This window comes from Enterobacter sp. JJBC, from assembly GCF_036936505.1.
In the GTDB taxonomy this organism is placed as follows: domain Bacteria; phylum Pseudomonadota; class Gammaproteobacteria; order Enterobacterales; family Enterobacteriaceae; genus Enterobacter; species Enterobacter hormaechei_C.
The window spans coordinates 3,330,467-3,347,046 of record NZ_CP136935.1 but is presented as its reverse complement, the minus strand read 5'-3'; the positions used below and the strand labels follow the sequence as shown (position 1 = coordinate 3,347,046).

20 protein-coding genes are annotated in these 16,580 nt (G+C 55.1%); 15 read left to right on the top strand and 5 right to left on the bottom strand.

The features are described from left to right. Positions 1-33 precede the first annotated feature (33 nt). The 7 genes from purF to hisP all read left to right on the top strand — a co-directional run bounded on the left by purF (position 34) and on the right by hisP (position 6,560). The gene (purF, locus tag RY075_RS16060; RefSeq protein WP_008502595.1) at positions 34-1,551 is read left to right on the top strand and encodes an amidophosphoribosyltransferase; all 1,518 of its coding nucleotides are present in this window, start codon (positions 34-36) and stop codon (positions 1,549-1,551) included. An 89-nt stretch (positions 1,552-1,640) separates the two neighbouring features. Beyond that, positions 1,641-2,210, top strand: a complete 570-nt coding sequence (locus RY075_RS16055) for a UbiX family flavin prenyltransferase (protein WP_023314587.1) — start codon at positions 1,641-1,643, stop codon at positions 2,208-2,210. Positions 2,211-2,500: 290 nt separating this feature from the next. Further along, positions 2,501-3,283, top strand: coding sequence for a lysine/arginine/ornithine ABC transporter substrate-binding protein ArgT (argT, locus tag RY075_RS16050; RefSeq protein WP_003861418.1), 783 nt, complete (start codon positions 2,501-2,503; stop codon positions 3,281-3,283). 226 nt (positions 3,284-3,509) lie between these two features. Next, positions 3,510-4,292, top strand: a complete 783-nt coding sequence (gene hisJ / locus RY075_RS16045; RefSeq protein ID WP_338627835.1) for a histidine ABC transporter substrate-binding protein HisJ — start codon at positions 3,510-3,512, stop codon at positions 4,290-4,292. Between the two features lie 88 nt (positions 4,293-4,380). Further along, a complete protein-coding gene (locus tag RY075_RS16040; protein ID WP_015572256.1) occupies positions 4,381-5,067 on the top strand; it encodes a histidine ABC transporter permease HisQ in 687 nt (228 codons plus the stop codon). Then, positions 5,064-5,777, top strand: a complete 714-nt coding sequence (locus tag RY075_RS16035; protein WP_003861424.1) for an ABC transporter permease — start codon at positions 5,064-5,066, stop codon at positions 5,775-5,777. The genes RY075_RS16040 and RY075_RS16035 overlap by 4 nt, the downstream gene beginning before the upstream one ends. Before the next feature lie 9 nt (positions 5,778-5,786). Beyond that, positions 5,787-6,560: a histidine ABC transporter ATP-binding protein HisP gene (gene hisP, locus RY075_RS16030; RefSeq protein ID WP_003861426.1), complete on the top strand. Its 774-nt coding sequence runs from the start codon at positions 5,787-5,789 to the stop codon at positions 6,558-6,560. A 140-nt stretch (positions 6,561-6,700) separates the two neighbouring features. Here hisP and RY075_RS16025 read toward each other — a convergent pair whose 3' ends face one another. The 4 genes from RY075_RS16025 to yfcG all read right to left on the bottom strand — a co-directional run bounded on the left by RY075_RS16025 (position 6,701) and on the right by yfcG (position 9,226). Continuing rightward, positions 6,701-7,201, bottom strand: a complete 501-nt coding sequence (locus tag RY075_RS16025; RefSeq protein WP_022651543.1) for a GNAT family N-acetyltransferase — start codon at positions 7,199-7,201, stop codon at positions 6,701-6,703. 44 nt (positions 7,202-7,245) lie between these two features. Next, entirely contained in the window at positions 7,246-8,139 is an 894-nt protein-coding gene (locus RY075_RS16020) for a TIGR01777 family oxidoreductase (RefSeq protein ID WP_232967501.1), read from the bottom strand. 13 nt (positions 8,140-8,152) lie between these two features. Beyond that, positions 8,153-8,521, bottom strand: coding sequence for a dihydroneopterin triphosphate 2'-epimerase (gene folX / locus RY075_RS16015; RefSeq protein ID WP_003861432.1), 369 nt, complete (start codon positions 8,519-8,521; stop codon positions 8,153-8,155). Positions 8,522-8,596: 75 nt separating this feature from the next. Then, a complete protein-coding gene (yfcG, locus tag RY075_RS16010) occupies positions 8,597-9,226 on the bottom strand; it encodes a GSH-dependent disulfide bond oxidoreductase (RefSeq protein WP_126296739.1) in 630 nt (209 codons plus the stop codon). Between the two features lie 140 nt (positions 9,227-9,366). On the opposite strand from yfcG, the gene yfcF reads away from it, so the two are divergent. From yfcF to yfcD, 3 genes are read left to right on the top strand one after another with little or no spacing between them, the layout of a single operon-like run. Then, positions 9,367-10,011 (top strand): glutathione transferase, encoded by a 645-nt coding sequence (gene yfcF, locus RY075_RS16005; RefSeq protein ID WP_003861435.1) that lies wholly within the window; start codon positions 9,367-9,369, stop codon positions 10,009-10,011. A gap of 56 nt (positions 10,012-10,067) precedes the next feature. After that, positions 10,068-10,619 (top strand): phosphodiesterase, encoded by a 552-nt coding sequence (yfcE, locus tag RY075_RS16000; RefSeq protein WP_017692997.1) that lies wholly within the window; start codon positions 10,068-10,070, stop codon positions 10,617-10,619. A 55-nt stretch (positions 10,620-10,674) separates the two neighbouring features. After that, positions 10,675-11,241 carry an NUDIX hydrolase YfcD gene (gene yfcD / locus RY075_RS15995; RefSeq protein WP_003861439.1) on the top strand — a complete coding sequence of 189 codons (567 nt, stop codon included), beginning with the start codon at positions 10,675-10,677 and terminating at the stop codon, positions 11,239-11,241. 3 nt (positions 11,242-11,244) lie between these two features. Here yfcD and RY075_RS15990 read toward each other — a convergent pair whose 3' ends face one another. After that, entirely contained in the window at positions 11,245-12,264 is a 1,020-nt protein-coding gene (locus RY075_RS15990) for a LacI family DNA-binding transcriptional regulator (RefSeq protein ID WP_003861441.1), read from the bottom strand. Positions 12,265-12,500: 236 nt separating this feature from the next. Here RY075_RS15990 and RY075_RS15985 point away from each other — a divergent pair, with 236 nt between their 5' ends. The 5 genes from RY075_RS15985 (at position 12,501) to RY075_RS15965 (ending at position 16,482) form a co-directional block, all read left to right on the top strand. Then, on the top strand, positions 12,501-12,944 hold the full coding sequence (locus RY075_RS15985) for a PTS sugar transporter subunit IIA (RefSeq protein ID WP_022651541.1): 444 nt from the start codon (positions 12,501-12,503) through the stop codon (positions 12,942-12,944). A 79-nt stretch (positions 12,945-13,023) separates the two neighbouring features. Beyond that, the gene (locus tag RY075_RS15980; RefSeq protein ID WP_003861447.1) at positions 13,024-13,296 is read left to right on the top strand and encodes a PTS sugar transporter subunit IIB; all 273 of its coding nucleotides are present in this window, start codon (positions 13,024-13,026) and stop codon (positions 13,294-13,296) included. A gap of 21 nt (positions 13,297-13,317) precedes the next feature. After that, a complete protein-coding gene (locus RY075_RS15975) occupies positions 13,318-14,709 on the top strand; it encodes a PTS ascorbate transporter subunit IIC (protein ID WP_022651540.1) in 1,392 nt (463 codons plus the stop codon). Beyond that, complete coding sequence (locus tag RY075_RS15970) at positions 14,706-15,536, top strand: transketolase (RefSeq protein WP_045331066.1); 831 nt, start codon at positions 14,706-14,708, stop codon at positions 15,534-15,536. The genes RY075_RS15975 and RY075_RS15970 overlap by 4 nt, the downstream gene beginning before the upstream one ends. Next, positions 15,529-16,482, top strand: a complete 954-nt coding sequence (locus RY075_RS15965; protein WP_003861452.1) for a transketolase family protein — start codon at positions 15,529-15,531, stop codon at positions 16,480-16,482. Before RY075_RS15970 ends, RY075_RS15965 begins: the two co-directional genes overlap by 8 nt. The last annotated feature ends 98 nt before the right edge of the window (positions 16,483-16,580 follow it).

The following is a 16,580-nucleotide window of genomic DNA, read 5'->3' as shown; positions in this document are numbered from 1 at the left end:
ACCCTGAGATGTGGCTTAACGAGGAAAAGACGAATGTGCGGTATTGTCGGTATCGCCGGTTTCATGCCGGTAAACCAGTCGATTTATGACGCGTTAACGGTGCTTCAGCACCGTGGGCAGGATGCTGCGGGTATCATCACCATTGATGCAAACAACTGCTTCCGTTTACGCAAGGCGAACGGCCTGGTAAACGATGTATTTGAAGCCCGCCATATGCAGCGTCTGCAAGGTAATATGGGGATCGGTCACGTTCGTTATCCTACTGCTGGCAGTTCCAGCGCCTCTGAGGCTCAGCCTTTTTACGTTAACTCCCCGTATGGCATCACGCTTGCCCACAATGGCAATCTGACCAATGCCCACGAGCTGCGTAAAAAGCTGTTTGAAGAGAAACGTCGCCACATTAACACCACCTCTGATTCTGAAATCCTGCTCAATATCTTTGCCAGCGAGCTGGATAACTTCCGCCATTATCCGCTGGAAGCAGACAACATTTTTGCTGCCGTTGCCGCGACTAATCGCCAGATCCGTGGCGCGTATGCTTGCGTGGCGATGATCATCGGTCATGGCATGGTAGCCTTCCGCGATCCAAACGGCATTCGCCCGCTGGTGCTCGGCAAACGTGATCTCGGCGATGGCCGTTCCGAGTACATGGTTGCCTCCGAAAGCGTGGCGCTGGATACTCTGGGCTTCGAATTCCTGCGTGATGTCGCGCCAGGCGAAGCGGTCTACATCACTGAGAAGGGCCAGCTGTTTACCCGTCAGTGCGCCGACAATCCGGTGAGCAACCCGTGCCTGTTCGAATACGTTTACTTCGCGCGTCCGGACTCGTTCATCGACAAGATTTCCGTTTACAGCGCGCGCGTCAATATGGGGACGAAGCTGGGCGAGAAGATTGCCCGCGAGTGGGACGATCTCGACATCGACGTCGTCATCCCAATCCCTGAAACCTCCTGTGATATCGCGCTGGAGATTGCCCGTATTCTGGACAAGCCGTACCGTCAGGGCTTCGTGAAAAACCGCTACGTGGGCCGCACCTTTATCATGCCGGGCCAGCAGCTGCGTCGTAAGTCAGTACGTCGTAAGCTGAACGCTAACCGCGCCGAGTTCCGCGACAAGAACGTGCTGCTGGTGGACGACTCCATTGTGCGCGGCACGACGTCTGAGCAGATCATCGAGATGGCGCGTGAGGCCGGGGCGAAGAAAGTGTATCTTGCCTCCGCAGCGCCGGAAATTCGCTTCCCGAACGTGTATGGCATTGATATGCCAACCGCTAACGAGCTGATTGCTCACGGTCGTGAAGTAGACGAAATCCGGCAGATCATCGGTGCCGACGGTCTGATTTTCCAGGATCTGAACGATCTGATCGACGCGGTGCGCGCCGAGAACCCGGATATTCAGCAGTTCGAATGCTCAGTATTCAATGGGATCTACGTGACGAAAGACGTTGACCAGCAGTATCTCGACTATCTGGATTCTCTGCGTAACGACGATGCGAAAGCCGTCCAGCTGCAAAACGATCTCGAAAGCTTAGAGATGCACAACGAAGGTTGATGCGTATGCAGGTGAGGGCGCTCGCCCTCACTTGCAACTCCCAGTAAAATCCTGCACAGTCTGCCCTGAAATCAGCAAGGGCGAAAATCATGAAACGACTCATTGTAGGGATCAGCGGTGCCAGCGGCGCGATTTATGGCGTCCGTCTGTTACAGGTGCTGCGTGACGTTGCAGGCGTAGAAACCCATCTGGTGATGAGCCAGGCGGCGCGTCAGACCCTCTCTCTTGAAACCGATCTCTCTCTGCGCGACGTTCAGGCCCTGTCTGACGTTGTCCACGATGCCCGCGATATCGCCGCCAGCATCTCTTCGGGCTCGTTTAAAACGGCCGGCATGGTTATTTTGCCCTGTTCGATTAAAACCCTTTCCGGCATTGTAAACAGCTATACCGACACGCTGGTGACGCGTGCAGCGGATGTGGTGCTGAAAGAGCGTCGTCCTCTGGTGCTCTGCGTGCGGGAAACGCCGCTGCACCTGGGACATCTGCGTTTAATGACGCAGGCAGCCGAACTGGGGGCCGTGATTATGCCGCCGGTCCCCGCGTTCTATCATCGTCCGCAAACGCTGGATGATGTCATCAACCAGACCGTTAACCGCGTGCTGGATCAGTTCGATATCGACCTGCCGGAAGATCTCTTTACCCGCTGGCAGGGGGCGTGAAGCTGTGCACAAACAAGGTGCATGAAAAGACAATTTGCCCTGTTTCAGGGCAAAACTGCAACCGCGATCATATCCTCGACATTTAATTCGCTTTTTCCTTTTTTCTCTTTCCGGTTCGTTCGGCAGACCTGCTATCTTTCACCATTAAGGCAGTATCGCAACGTTTTATTAACATATTTAACGTCGTAGTTTTATCCCGACGACAATGTGGCATAAGACCTGCAAGAGCAGCCTGCAACACAACACACAACATAAACCATAATAAAATCACGGTTCTTGAGGGTAAATGTATGAAGAAGACGGTTCTGGCTCTGTCTTTGCTCGTGGGCTTGAGTGCGGCAGCAAGTAGCTATGCAGCGCTTCCACAGACAGTTCGTATCGGTACAGACGCAACCTACGCGCCATTCTCCTCCAAGGATGCGAAAGGCGACTTCGTGGGGTTTGATATCGATCTGGGAAATGAGATGTGCAAACGCATGGAAGTGAAATGCACATGGGTGGGCAGTGACTTTGACGCGCTTATCCCGTCGCTGAAAGCCAAGAAAATTGATGCCATTATCTCTTCTCTCTCCATCACGGAAAAACGTCAGCAGGAGATTGCCTTCTCTGAGAAGCTCTACGCTGCCGACTCACGTCTGATTGCCGCGAAAGGCTCGCCAATCCAGCCGACCATCGACTCGCTGAAAGGCAAACATGTTGGCGTGCTTCAGGGCTCGACCCAGGAAGGTTTCGCCAATGCAAACTGGCGCGAGAAGGGCGTCGATGTGGTGGCTTACCAGAACCAGGATCTGATCTACTCTGACCTGGCGGCAGGCCGTCTGGATGCCGCGTTTCAGGATGAAGTCGCCGCGAGCGAAGGCTTCCTGAAACAGCCTGCGGGTAAAGAGTACGCCTTTGCCGGCCCGTCGGTAAAAGACAAAAAATACTTTGGCGACGGTACCGGTATTGGCCTGCGTAAGGATGATACCGAGCTGAAAGCCGCCTTCGACAAAGCGTTTAATGAGCTGCGTAAAGACGGTACCTACGACAAACTGGCGAAGAAATACTTCGATTTCAACGTCTACGGTGATTAATGCCTGAATGAGATGCACTGAAGTGGTGCATCTCTGTGGGGTTGTGTTCCAGTATGGTGCAACGCATGCACCATGCTGGATCGCTGTGTGCATAGTTAAGCATTTATAATGCAAAAATTCCCGTACAAAGGCATTAATCTTTGCCTGAATGAGGGGATTAATGGCACATTAACAACACCCCGTCGTCGTAAAAATCTCGTATTAAGACAGTTTGTTGAGGACAGATATGAAAAAACTGGTGTTGTCACTTTCTCTGGTACTGGCTTTTTCCAGCGCCACCGCGGCATTCGCAGCAATTCCGCAGAAAATTCGTATTGGAACTGACCCAACCTATGCACCTTTCGAATCGAAGAATGCGAAGGGGGAACTGGTCGGTTTTGACATCGATCTGGCTAACGAGCTGTGCAAACGCATTAAAGCGCAATGTACCTACGTTGAAAACCCGCTGGATGCGCTGATCCCGTCTCTGAAAGCGAAGAAAATTGACGTGATCATGTCCTCCCTGTCCATCACTGAAAAACGTCAGCAGGAGATTGCCTTCACGGACAAACTCTACGCGGCGGACTCACGTCTGGTGGTGGCGAAATCCTCTGACATTCAGCCAACCCTTGAATCTCTGAAAGGCAAACGCGTGGGCGTGTTGCAGGGTACTACGCAGGAAACCTACGGCAACGAGCACTGGGCGCCAAAGTGGATTGAAATTGTCTCTTACCAGGGCCAGGAAAACATCTACGCAGACCTGACGGCAGGCCGCATTGATGCAGCATTCCAGGATGAAGTGGCGGCAAGCGAAGGTTTCCTGAAACAGCCTGTGGGTAAAGATTACAAGTTCGGCGGTCCGTCCATTAAGGACGAAAAACTCTTTGGCGTTGGCACCGGTATGGGCCTGCGTAAAGAAGACAACGAACTGCGTGAAGCCCTGAACAAAGCGTTCGCCGAGATGCGCGCGGACGGCACCTATGACAAGCTGGCGAAAAAGTACTTCGATTTTAATGTTTACGGCGGCTAATCGCCCCGTCTGATAACGTGCGGCCCCTCCCGTTCCGGGAGGGGAAAAGACACGGTTCCACCACTCACGAGACGACAGGGCACGCGGTATGCTGTACGGATTTTCTGGCGTTATTTTACAGGGCGCGCTTGTCACCCTTGAGCTGGCTATCAGCTCCGTGGTGCTGGCGGTGCTGATAGGCCTGGCGGGCGCGGGGGCTAAATTATCCGCCAACAGACCGCTGGCGCTGATATTTGAAGGCTATACCACGCTGATTCGCGGCGTGCCTGACCTGGTGCTGATGCTGCTGATCTTTTACGGCCTGCAAATCGCACTTAACGGCGTGACGGATGCCATCGGCATGGAACAGATCGATATCGACCCGATGGTGGCCGGTATTATTACCCTTGGTTTTATCTACGGTGCCTATTTCACTGAGACTTTCCGCGGCGCTTACATGGCCGTGCCGAAAGGGCATATTGAAGCGGCGACCGCCTACGGTTTTACCTCCTCACAAACGTTTCGCCGGATCATGTTCCCGGCCATGATGCGCTACGCGCTGCCGGGCATCGGGAACAACTGGCAGGTTATTCTCAAGGCAACGGCGCTGGTCTCCCTGCTGGGTCTGGAAGATGTGGTGAAGGCCACGCAGCTGGCAGGTAAAAGCACCTGGGAACCGTTCTATTTTGCGGTGGTTTGCGGCGTAATCTATCTGGTCTTTACGACCGTCTCCAATGGTGTGCTGCTTCTGCTCGAACGTCGCTACTCCGTGGGTGTGAAGAGGGCTGACCTGTGATTGAGATTATTCAGGAGTACTGGAAATCCCTGCTTTGGACAGATGGCTACCGCTTTACTGGCGTGGCGATCACGCTGTGGCTGCTGATCTCCTCGGTGGTAATGGGCGGCATTCTGGCGGTGTTTCTCGCCATTGGCCGCGTGTCGAACAATAAATTTATTCAGTTCCCTATCTGGCTGTTCACCTACGTGTTTCGCGGTACGCCGCTGTACGTACAGCTGCTGGTGTTCTATTCCGGGATGTACACGCTGGAGATCGTGAAAGGCACCGAGATGCTGAACGCGTTCTTCCGCAGCGGTCTGAACTGTACGGTGCTGGCACTGACCCTCAATACCTGCGCCTATACCACCGAGATCTTCGCCGGGGCCATCCGTTCTGTGCCGCACGGTGAGATCGAGGCGGCGCGCGCGTACGGCTTCTCGTCCGTGAAGCTCTACCGCTGTATTATTCTGCCTTCGGCGCTGCGTATTGCGCTGCCGGCGTACAGCAACGAAGTGATTTTAATGCTGCATTCGACGGCACTGGCGTTTACCGCCACGGTACCGGATCTGTTAAAGATTGCCCGCGATATTAACTCTGCCACCTACCAGCCGTTTACGGCGTTTGGCATTGCAGCAGTGCTCTATTTGATCATTTCTTACGTCCTGATCAGCCTGTTCCGTAAGGCTGAAAAACGCTGGTTGCAGCATATAAAACCGTCGACGCACTGAGAATTTATGATGGCTGAGAACAAATTAAACGTAATTGATTTGCACAAGCGCTACGGCGAACATGAAGTGCTGAAAGGGGTGTCGCTGGAGGCTAACGCGGGCGACGTGATCAGTATTATCGGCTCATCAGGTTCGGGTAAAAGTACCTTCCTGCGCTGCATCAACTTCCTCGAAAAGCCGAGCGAAGGGTCGATTGTGGTGAGCGGACAGAACATCAACATGGTCCGTGATAAAGACGGCCAGCTTAAAGTGGCGGATAAAAATCAGCTACGCCTGCTGCGTACGCGTCTGACAATGGTGTTTCAGCACTTCAATCTCTGGAGCCACATGACGGTGCTGGAGAACGTGATGGAAGCGCCGGTTCAGGTGCTCGGCTTAAGCAAGCAGGAAGCCCGCGAGCGTGCGGTCAAATACCTGGCGAAAGTGGGTATCGACGAGCGGCAGCAGATCAAATATCCGGTGCACCTGTCAGGGGGGCAGCAGCAGCGTGTTTCTATCGCCCGTGCGCTGGCGATGGAGCCGGAAGTGTTGCTGTTTGACGAACCGACTTCCGCGCTGGATCCTGAACTCGTTGGCGAAGTGCTGCGCATCATGCAGAAGCTGGCGGAAGAGGGCAAAACAATGGTGGTGGTGACGCACGAGATGGGCTTCGCCCGTAACGTTTCTAACCACGTTATCTTCCTGCATCAGGGCAAGATTGAAGAGCAGGGTCATCCGGACGAGGTGCTGGCGAACCCGCAAAGCCCGCGTTTGCAGCAGTTCCTGAAAGGCTCGTTGAAGTAGGTTTGGCCTTTCTCCCTCTCCCTGTGGGAGAGGGCCGGGGTGAGGGCATCAGGCCGCAGAGCCGCCCAATTGCCCGGTGGCGCTTCGATTACCGGGCCTACAAAAACCGTAGGCCGGGCAAACGCAGTGCCGCCCGGCATTCAACACTCGAGCCGATACACCCAGTCGTCATACCGTACGCCGTTAATCTCGTACGCCTTCTCCAGCACCTGCGTGCGCACAAAACCCGCTTTCTCAAGGACCCGCACCGACCCGACGTTATCCGCCAGCACGTACGCGTTTATCGCCTTCACGCCCGTCTGGTTAAATGCATACTCACACACCGCGCGCAGCGCTTCGCTGGCAATGCCTTTTCCCTGCGCGGCAGGCACAACCGTGTAGCCAATATCCGCCTCTTCACGGTTCGCCGCACTGATTTGCAGGCCGATATCCCCGAGCGGCTTAACGTCGTTATGCAGACGGATTACAAAGACATGCTCCGCCATCAGGCGTGCGGCAAATACGCGGCGCGTCTCTTTTTCCGGTGTAATAGCGGCCATATAGCGCATGATGGCGGGGTCTTCGCGCAGAGAGCGGAAGAATGCCCAGTCAGAAGGTTCGAAAGGGGTGAGGTTAAGCCGGGTTGTGGTGATGGTTGCCATAGTTACGCCATATCATCCAGACATGGCGTATAACTCTAACATATTCACTGCACCACATCCCCCAGCGCCTCTTCCAGGTCATACCAGCGGAACGTAAACCCGGCCGCTTCCAGCCGTTTTGGCAGCGCGCGCTGCCCGCCCAGTACCAGCACCGAAGACTCACCCATCAGCAGACGAATCGCCGTCGCAGGCACGCGCAGCACCGCCGGGCGATGCAGGGCATGACCCAGGGCATGAGCAAATTGCTCATTACGTACCGGATACGGAGAGACCATGTTAAACGGCCCACGCAGGTCGTTATCCAGCAGCCAGAGAATACCGTTGACCATATCGTCGATATGGATCCACGCCAGATACTGACGACCGTTTCCGATGGGCCCGCCAAGCCCCATTTTAAACGGCGGCAACATTTTACCGAGAATACCGCCTTTCGGAGCAAGCACCACGCCGGTGCGCAGCAGGCAGACGCGGGTGTTATCGCTCTGCGCCCCGCAGGCGATACGCTCCCATTGGGCGCAGAGTTTATGGGTAAACTCGTTGTGCGGCGGCTCTTCTTCGGTCACCACCACTTCACCAAGATCGCCATAGTAGCCTGTAGCAGAGCCTGAAATCAGCACCGAGGGCGGCGTCTCGCTGTTGCGAATCAGCTCAACCAGCCTTTCGGTCATATTCCAGCGACTGCTGCATAAACGCTGTTTTTGCTCTTCGGTCCAGCGTTTATCGGCGATTGGTTCGCCTGCAAGGTTGATGACGGCGTCAAAGCCGTTCAGATCCTGCATTTCCGCCAGGCCTTTCCAGATCTCAACGCCGGTGCCCAGCACCTGGCGCGCTTTCTCCGGGCTGCGCGTGACCACGGTAATGTCGTGATGCAAAGCCTGCAAACGTGGAATGAGATGGCGACCAATCAGGCCCGTACCGCCGGTGAGCAGGATCTTCATACAACCTCCAGGTTTACGCCTGGCGCTGCCAGCTTAACGTCATGGAGACGGAGTCGGCGTAGCGCAGGGCGTGAAGTTTATCGATCTCCACTTCAGCATAAGTGACCCAGTGGTGTTCGCGTGCGATGTCGAGCACATCCTGAGTTAATTTTTCCAGTAGCGCAAAACGGTTGTTCTCTACGTACTGGATGATGCTTTTGGTGATCGTGCGATAGTTCAACGCGTCATTGATGTCTTCACTGGCGCGCGCCTTGTCTGCCGGGTAGTGGATCACCACATTCACCACGATATCCTGGCGATTCGCGATCTCCTCCTCTTTGATACCAATGAACGTGCGTAAGCGTAAGTTTTTTATACGAATAATAGCGTCATGCTGGGACATTGCAGGTCTTCTCCGTGTCAGTATTTTCACCTCATCATACATGAGGAGAACACCTGCACCCAACGGGGCGCAGGATCAAATCTGATGGATTTTTTGTATGGCGCGTTCGGTGGCCGGGCGGGTCCGGATGCGCTCAAACCAGTTGTTCACCGCCGGATAAGTGGCCAGGTCGATCCGGTGGCGTTCATGGGTGTTGACCCACGGCCAGCAGGCGATATCTGCGATGCTGTAATGCTCACCTCCCAGCCACGGTGATTTTTCCAGCCGACGGTTCAGTACCCCGTACAGGCGCTGGGTTTCGACCTGATATCGCTCAATGGCGTAAGGGATCGTCTGCGGCGCATAGGCCGTAAAGTGGTGATTCTGCCCCAGCATCGGCCCGAGGCCGCTCGACTGCCAGAATAACCATTGCAGCGTGTGATGACGCTCGCGCAACTCACCGCTCAGGAGCTTGCCGGTTTTCTCTGCCAGATAGAGCAAAATCTCTCCGGACTCAAACAGGCTTAACGGTTTGCCGCCGTCAGAGGGCAGGTTATCAATGATGGCCGGAATTTTATTGTTGGGCGAGATGGCCAGAAAAACGGGGCGGAACTGGTCGCCTTTACTGATATCCACGCGAATGATCCGGTAGTCCACTTCGGCTTCTTCAAGAAAGAGTGTGATCTTATGGCCATTAGGGGTGGGGGCATAATAGAGATCTATCATTCTCAACTCCTGTCAGTGCGAATAGTGTTGCCATGAAAAATCAGTATAGGTGCTTGTTGTAAATCGTGAGTTTTCATCAAGTGACAGCGAGGCAAAGAGATTATATGTTGAGTGAAAACCGATCAGCCGAAGAGGATGTTATGAGCCAGCCTGTAATAACGTTGTGGTCCGATGCGAACTTTTTTTCTCCTTATGTCATGAGCGTTTATGTGGCGCTGGCAGAAAAGGGGCTTACTTTTACTCTGAAAACCGTTGACCTGGACAGCGGCGAACACCTGAAGCCTCAGTGGCAGGGCTACGCGCTCACTCGCCGAGTCCCTGTGCTGGAGATCGACGGTTTTGAGTTGAGTGAATCTTCGGCGATTGACGAGTACCTTGAGGACCGCTTTGCCCCGCCTGAGTGGGAACGCATCTATCCTCACGATCTGCAAAAGCGCGCCCGTGCCCGCCAGATCCAGGCGTGGCTGCGTAGCGACCTGGTGCCGATTCGCACAGAACGCTCCACGGACGTGGTGTTCGCTGGCGTCAAAAAGCCCGCCCTCAGTGAGGAAGGCTTATCCAGCGCCCGGAAGCTGATTGAAACTGCGTCATCGCTGCTGGCGCAGGGTAACCCCAACCTGTTTGGCGAGTGGTGTATTGCCGACACCGATCTGGCGCTGATGCTCAATCGCCTGATCCTCAACGGGGATGACGTCCCACAACTGCTGGTGGATTACGCCACATTCCAGTGGCAACGCGCGTCGGTACAGCGCTATCTGGCACTCTCTGCTAAGCGCGCGGGCTGATAAGACGGGACGCTTGAGGTATGATAGGGGCAGTCTGTATTCCCGAGGAGTAACTGATGAAACTGATGTTTGCGTCGGATATTCATGGATCGCTGCCCGCGACCGAACGCGTGCTTTCTCTGTTCGCCCAAAGCGGGGCGCAGTGGCTGGTGATCCTGGGCGATGTGCTAAACCACGGCCCACGCAATGCGTTGCCGGAAGGCTATGCTCCCGCGCAGGTGGCGGAAAAACTTAATCATTTTGCCTCGCGCATTATCGCCGTTCGCGGCAACTGTGACAGTGAAGTTGACCAGATGCTGCTGCATTTTCCCATCACCGCTCCCTGGCAACAGGTGTTGATGGAAAACAGCCGTTTGTTCCTGACCCACGGGCACCTGTTCGGCCCGGATAACCTGCCGTCACTCGCCGCTGGCGATGTCCTGGTTTATGGTCATACTCATATTCCGGTGGCGGAAAAGCGCGGGGCGTTTTATCACTTTAACCCCGGGTCTGTCAGCATTCCTAAAGGCGGCAACCCGGCAAGCTACGGCATGTATGAAGACGGGACATTAAGCGTTATCGCACTTAATGATCAGCAAGTTATTGCGCAGATAGCGATTAATCCGTAAGTTACACCACAACTGCAAACGCGCCGAAAGAGCGCTTAGACGAGAAGGTTTCCCGATGGTGGAGCAGAATCATTTGGCAAGTACTGAATGGGTTGACATTGTCAGCGAAGAAAATGAAGTGATCGCGCAGGCCAGCCGCGAACAAATGCGTGCGGAGCGTCTGCGTCACCGCGCGACGTACATCGTTGTTCATGACGGCATGGGCAAGATTCTGGTCCAGCGTCGCACCGACACCAAAGATTTTCTTCCTGGTATGCTGGATGCCACAGCGGGTGGCGTCGTGCAGGCCGATGAAGTGCTGCTGGATTCCGCGCGTCGTGAAGCGGAAGAAGAGTTAGGTATCGCTGGTGTGCCGTTTGCCGAGCACGGGCAGTTTTATTTCGAAGATGAGCATTGTCGCGTCTGGGGCGGGCTGTTTAGCTGCGTTTCCCATGGGCCTTTCGCCTTGCAGGAAGAGGAAGTGAGCGAAGTCAGCTGGATGACGCCGGAAGAGATCACCGCGCGTTGCGACGAATTCACGCCGGATTCCCTTAAAGCACTGGCGCTGTGGATGACCCGCAACGCCAAAAACGAATCCGCTAAACCGGAAAATAAGGCGGAAAAAGAGGAAGAGGCTGAGTAAGCCTTAACAGCTTTCCCGCAGACACAGGCTGGACGCGATGGGTTTATGGTCGCGCCAGTCTCCGTCATTAAGACGTTCCAGTAACGCTTTCCCGGCTTCAATCCCAATCTTGCGATGCGGTACTGCCATCGTCGTCAGCGGCGGCTGACAGACGCGACTGACGTCGCTGTCGCCAAAACCTACGACCGCTAAATCGTCCGGCACCTTGATGCGCCGACGCTGGCACTCATACAGCGCGCCGCAGGCCAGTTCATCTGACACGCACACCAGCGCATCCAGCTCCGGCCACGCCAGCAGGAACTCTGGCAATTGTGCCGCGCCGGTGGAGAAGTTCGGCGGCATGGCGGCATTAATCACTCTGTTCGGCGCCAGGTGGTGGCGCAGCATCGCCTTGTACCAGCCCTGCAAATGCTGCTGAAAAATCCACTGTTCCTGGTTAGCGCACAGCAGGCCGATATTCTGGTAGCCGCGCTGAATCACCATCTCGGTAAGTTCATACATGGCGGCGACGTTATCAATCCCGATATTCATATCAATCGGATCGGCACGCATTGCACCCATTTCCATCACCGGGATAGAGGCGTTTTTTAGCCAGTGTCGCACGGTATCAGAGTGCTCGACGCTGAGCAGTATCGCCGCGGCGATGTTCGAGGCCAACAGCGTTTCAAGCAGTTTCTCTTCCTGTTCAAGACGATGCTGAGATTCCGCCAGCATGATCTGATATCCGGCTGGCTGGAGCACCTGCTGTAGCCCGGCGAACATCTCGGAACAGCCAGCTTCGGAAAGATTGGGTACAACCATCGCAATCGTCCATGACGATGCCGATGCCAGTGCGCTGGCGGCAAGATTGGGCATGTATCCCAGCTCCTGCACCGCGGCTTCAATTTTTTCACGCAGTTTATCGGAAACCTGTTCGGGCGTGCGGAGGGCACGGGAAACAGTCATCGTGCCTACGCCGGCAAGCTGCGCGACATCCGCGAGCGTTACTTTTCCGGTACTGCGCCGTTTTCGGGTTAAAGACATACCTCTTCCTGCTGACAGGACGCGATTCAGTTTCATCCTTCATTTTACGTGACAGGCAGTATACGCCTTAAATCCCTTTTTTTGCTGTGATTTCGCACCATGATAGTAATTTGATAGCGCTATCACAGTTCTGCATGTTAGTTGTTGGTAGCGCTATCTTTGTGATCGCGATCGCAGTCATTAATTGATGGGTTGAATAGAGTTTGCCCATGTCTGGTCTTTAGCGGGAGTGAAAAATGCTCAAAAAGTGGATATATGATACAACCATCATCCTACAGGATAGCGTTGAAAGCTGGCCCCAGGCGCTGGAACTGTGCGCGAAACCGCTGCTGGATTTGCAGGTCATTGCGCCGGAATATGTCACGGCTATCATCGAGCAGCATCACACGTTAGGTCCCTACTATGTGCTGGCTCCAGGGCTGGCAATGCCCCATGCGCGACCGGAAGAAGGGGCGAAAGGACTTGGCCTGTCATTATTAAAACTGAAACAGGGTGTCTCTTTTGGTGCCGGTGAGTTTGACCCCGTCGATGTGATTGTGATGCTGGCGGCGCCGGACAAGCATAGCCATATCGAAATGATCTCAGCCTTAGCGGAATTATTTTCCAGCGACGAAGATATGGCTGAATTACATCGGGCGAATACGCTGGAGGAGATAAAAACCATCATCGATCGCTTCTGATTTAATTATTTAATCCGATTCATCTCAACATTACGCATCAGCGTGATGGGGCGTACTCTACTCAAAAAAGGGGATAACAATGAAAATCATGGCTATTTGCGGCTCCGGCCTGGGCAGCAGTTTTATGGTCGAAATGAATATTAAAAAGGTGCTCAAAAAACTGGAAATTGAGGCCGAGGTTGAACACTCCGATCTCTCCTCGGCTACGCCGGGCGCGGCGGACCTGTTTGTAATGGCGAAAGACATTGCCGCAAGCGCCAGCGTGCCGGAAAGCCAGCTGGTGGTGATCAACAATATCATCGATATTAACGAACTCGAAGCGCAGTTGCGCGCCTGGTTCGAAAGACAATAATCCTGATAAGGCGAGGTGGATATGTTTATCCTTGAAACGCTGAACTTCGTTGTTGATATTTTAAAAGTCCCTTCAGTGCTGGTCGGTTTAATTGCCCTGATTGGTCTTGTGGCGCAGAAAAAAGCCTTTTCGGATGTGGTAAAAGGCACAATTAAAACCATTCTCGGCTTTATTGTACTGGGCGGCGGCGCAACCGTGCTGGTGGGCTCATTAAATCCGCTCGGCGGTATGTTTGAGCACGCCTTTAATATTCAGGGCATTATTCCCAACAATGAAGCTATTGTGTCGATTGCCCTGGAAAAATATGGCGCTTCCACCGCGCTCATTATGGCCTTCGGGATGGTGGCGAATATTATTGTTGCGCGCTTTACCCGCCTGAAATACATCTTCCTCACCGGGCATCACACCTTCTACATGGCATGCATGATTGGCGTGATCCTGACGGTTGCAGGCTTCGAGGGGGTCGGGCTGGTCTTTACCGGCTCGTTGATCCTCGGCCTGATTATGGCCTTCTTCCCGGCGATTGCGCAGCGCTATATGAAGCGTATTACCGGCAACGATGAGATCGCCTTCGGTCATTTCGGCACGCTGGGCTACGTGCTGTCCGGCTGGATTGGCAGCAAGGTCGGTAAAGGTTCGCGCTCCACCGAAGAGATGAACCTGCCGAAGAACCTTAGCTTCCTGCGTGACAGTTCAATCTCCATCTCCCTGACCATGATGATTATCTACCTGATCATGGCGGTGAGCGCCGGACGTGAGTACGTGGAGGCCACCTTCAGCGGCGGCCAAAACTACCTGGTGTACGCCATCATTATGGCCATCACCTTCGCGGCAGGCGTGTTCATCATCTTGCAGGGCGTGCGCCTGATTCTGGCGGAAATCGTCCCGGCCTTTACTGGCTTCTCGGAAAAACTGGTGCCCAATGCGCGGCCTGCGCTGGACTGCCCGGTAGTCTACCCGTATGCGCCAAACGCGGTGCTGATTGGCTTCCTGTTTAGTTTCCTCGGCGGGATTGTGGGCTTGTTCATCTGCGGTCAGTTTAGCTGGGTGCTGATCCTGCCGGGCGTCGTGCCGCATTTCTTCACCGGTGCAACGGCGGGCGTGTTTGGTAACGCCACTGGTGGACGCCGCGGGGCAATGATTGGCGCCTTTGCTAATGGCCTGCTGATCACCTTCCTCCCGGTCCTGCTGCTGCCTGTTCTGGGCGCAATTGGCTTTGCGAATACGACCTTCTCGGACGCTGATTTTGGTGCGGTCGGGATTGTGCTGGGCAACCTGGCGCGCTTCCTGTCGCCGTTTGCCATCACCGGACTGGTTGTTGTGTTGTTCGCGCTGCTGGTGGCCTACAACGTCTTCGCTAAAAACAAACCTGCCAGCGGTAACGCGCAGGAAAACCCCGGAGCCAAATCATGAATGAGAATGAAATAACCGAACTGGCGCGTCAGATTCGCCTTGAGACGCTGAAATCCCTTACGCAGCTGGGTTTTGGGCACTACGGCGGCAGCATGTCAGTCGTTGAAACGCTGGCGGTGCTGTACGGCGCGGTGATGAAAATTGACCCGGCCGATCCGGACTGGCCAGAGCGCGATTACTTTGTGCTGTCGAAAGGCCATGCGGGCCCGGCGCTGTACAGCACGCTGGCGATTAAGGGCTACTTCCCGATTGAAGAGCTGAGCACGCTGAACCAGAACGGGACGCGTCTGCCAAGTCACCCGGATCGCCTGAAAACACGCGGCGTGGATGCCACCACCGGATCACTGGGGCAGGGGATCTCCATCGCTGGCGGCATGGCGCTGTCGCACAAGCTGGCAGGAAGGCCAAACCGGGTGTTCTGCATCGTCGGTGACGGGGAGCTGAACGAAGGACAGTGCTGGGAAGCCTTCCAGTTTATTGCTCACCATCGACTGAACAACCTGACGGTATTCGTGGACTGGAACAAACAGCAGCTCGACGGCGAGCTGGACGAAATCATCAGCGCCTTCGACCTGGAAGGCAAATTCCGCGCCTTTGGTTTTGACGTGGTAACGGTGAAAGGGGATGACATTCCGGCGCTGCTGGAGGTGACCGCGCCGATCGCTGCGGCCGATGCGCGTCCGCGGGTGGTGATCCTCGACAGCATCAAAGGGCAGGGGGTGCCATACCTGGAACAGCTCAGCAACTCGCATCACCTGCGATTAACTGAGGAGAGCAAAGCGGCGCTCAACGAGACGATTCGCCAACTGGAGGCTTCACATGATTAAGGTTGCACCGACAGGACAGAAAGATGCCGTTGAGATGCGTAAGGTCTACGCGGGTTTTGTGGCAAAACAGATTGAGGCCGGGAGCGAGATTATTGCGCTCGAAGCGGATCTGATGAGTTCGATGGCGATGGACGGCGTAGCGCGTGATTATCCACAGCACGTCATCAACTGCGGCATTATGGAGGCTAACGTGATTGGGACGGCCGCCGGGCTGTCGCTCACCGGACGTAAGCCGTTCGTCCATACCTTTACCGCCTTTGCCAGCCGTCGCTGCTTCGACCAGCTGTTTATGTCCCTGGACTACCAGCGCAATAACGTGAAGGTGATTGCCTCGGATGCGGGCGTGACGGCCTGCCACAACGGCGGGACGCATATGTCGTTCGAGGACATGGGCATCGTGCGCGGTCTGGCGCATTCAGTGGTGCTGGAGGTGACCGATGCGGTGATGTTCGAAGATGTGCTGCGTCAGCTTATCGACCTGGAAGGCTTCTACTGGGTGAGGACCATCCGTAAACAGGCCCCGAGCGTGTATGCCCCGGGGTCAACCTTCACCATCGGCAAGGGCAACGTGCTGCGCGAGGGAACCGATATTACCTTGATTGCTAACGGCATTATGGTGGCGGAAGCGCTGGAGGCGGCGCGCCAGCTGGAGCAGGAGGGGGTAAGCGCAGCGGTCATCGACATGTTTACCCTGAAGCCTATCGATCGGATGCTGGTGAAAAACTATGCCGAGAAAACCGGGCGTATTGTGACCTGCGAAAACCACAGCATTCACAACGGGCTGGGGTCGGCGGTGGCGGAAGTGCTGGTGGAAACCTGTCCGGTGCCCCTGCGTCGGGTGGGGGTGAAGGAACGATATGGTCAGGTGGGCACGCAGGACTTCTTGCAAAAGGAGTATGGCCTGACGGCACATGACATTGTGTCGGCGGCGCGGGAGCTGTTGTAATAAAAAAAGGCGACCGTGTGGTCGCCTTTTTGTTGCCCGGTGGCGCTGGCGCTTACCGGGCCTACGGTCCTGTAGGCCGGATAAGCGAAGCGCCATCC

Excerpts from the sequence above, each read along its gene's own strand:
- RY075_RS16020 (WP_232967501.1), bottom strand. The coding sequence starts at position 8,139 with ATGAAGATCCTGCTCACCGGCGGTACGGGCCTGATTGGTCGCCATCTC.
- yfcE (WP_017692997.1), top strand. The coding sequence starts at position 10,068 with ATGAAACTGATGTTTGCGTCGGATATTCATGGATCGCTGCCCGCGACC.
- RY075_RS15970 (WP_045331066.1), top strand. The coding sequence starts at position 14,706 with ATGAATGAGAATGAAATAACCGAACTGGCGCGTCAGATTCGCCTTGAG.
- yfcG (WP_126296739.1), bottom strand. The coding sequence starts at position 9,226 with ATGATAGATCTCTATTATGCCCCCACCCCTAATGGCCATAAGATCACA.
- hisJ (WP_338627835.1), top strand. The coding sequence starts at position 3,510 with ATGAAAAAACTGGTGTTGTCACTTTCTCTGGTACTGGCTTTTTCCAGC.
- RY075_RS15975 (WP_022651540.1), top strand. The coding sequence starts at position 13,318 with ATGTTTATCCTTGAAACGCTGAACTTCGTTGTTGATATTTTAAAAGTC.
- hisP (WP_003861426.1), top strand. The coding sequence starts at position 5,787 with ATGGCTGAGAACAAATTAAACGTAATTGATTTGCACAAGCGCTACGGC.
- argT (WP_003861418.1), top strand. The coding sequence starts at position 2,501 with ATGAAGAAGACGGTTCTGGCTCTGTCTTTGCTCGTGGGCTTGAGTGCG.
- RY075_RS15990 (WP_003861441.1), bottom strand. The coding sequence starts at position 12,264 with ATGTCTTTAACCCGAAAACGGCGCAGTACCGGAAAAGTAACGCTCGCG.
- RY075_RS16025 (WP_022651543.1), bottom strand. The coding sequence starts at position 7,201 with ATGGCAACCATCACCACAACCCGGCTTAACCTCACCCCTTTCGAACCT.
- RY075_RS16055 (WP_023314587.1), top strand. The coding sequence starts at position 1,641 with ATGAAACGACTCATTGTAGGGATCAGCGGTGCCAGCGGCGCGATTTAT.
- RY075_RS15985 (WP_022651541.1), top strand. The coding sequence starts at position 12,501 with ATGCTCAAAAAGTGGATATATGATACAACCATCATCCTACAGGATAGC.
- yfcD (WP_003861439.1), top strand. The coding sequence starts at position 10,675 with ATGGTGGAGCAGAATCATTTGGCAAGTACTGAATGGGTTGACATTGTC.
- RY075_RS16040 (WP_015572256.1), top strand. The coding sequence starts at position 4,381 with ATGCTGTACGGATTTTCTGGCGTTATTTTACAGGGCGCGCTTGTCACC.
- RY075_RS15965 (WP_003861452.1), top strand. The coding sequence starts at position 15,529 with ATGATTAAGGTTGCACCGACAGGACAGAAAGATGCCGTTGAGATGCGT.
- RY075_RS15980 (WP_003861447.1), top strand. The coding sequence starts at position 13,024 with ATGAAAATCATGGCTATTTGCGGCTCCGGCCTGGGCAGCAGTTTTATG.
- yfcF (WP_003861435.1), top strand. The coding sequence starts at position 9,367 with ATGAGCCAGCCTGTAATAACGTTGTGGTCCGATGCGAACTTTTTTTCT.
- purF (WP_008502595.1), top strand. The coding sequence starts at position 34 with ATGTGCGGTATTGTCGGTATCGCCGGTTTCATGCCGGTAAACCAGTCG.
- folX (WP_003861432.1), bottom strand. The coding sequence starts at position 8,521 with ATGTCCCAGCATGACGCTATTATTCGTATAAAAAACTTACGCTTACGC.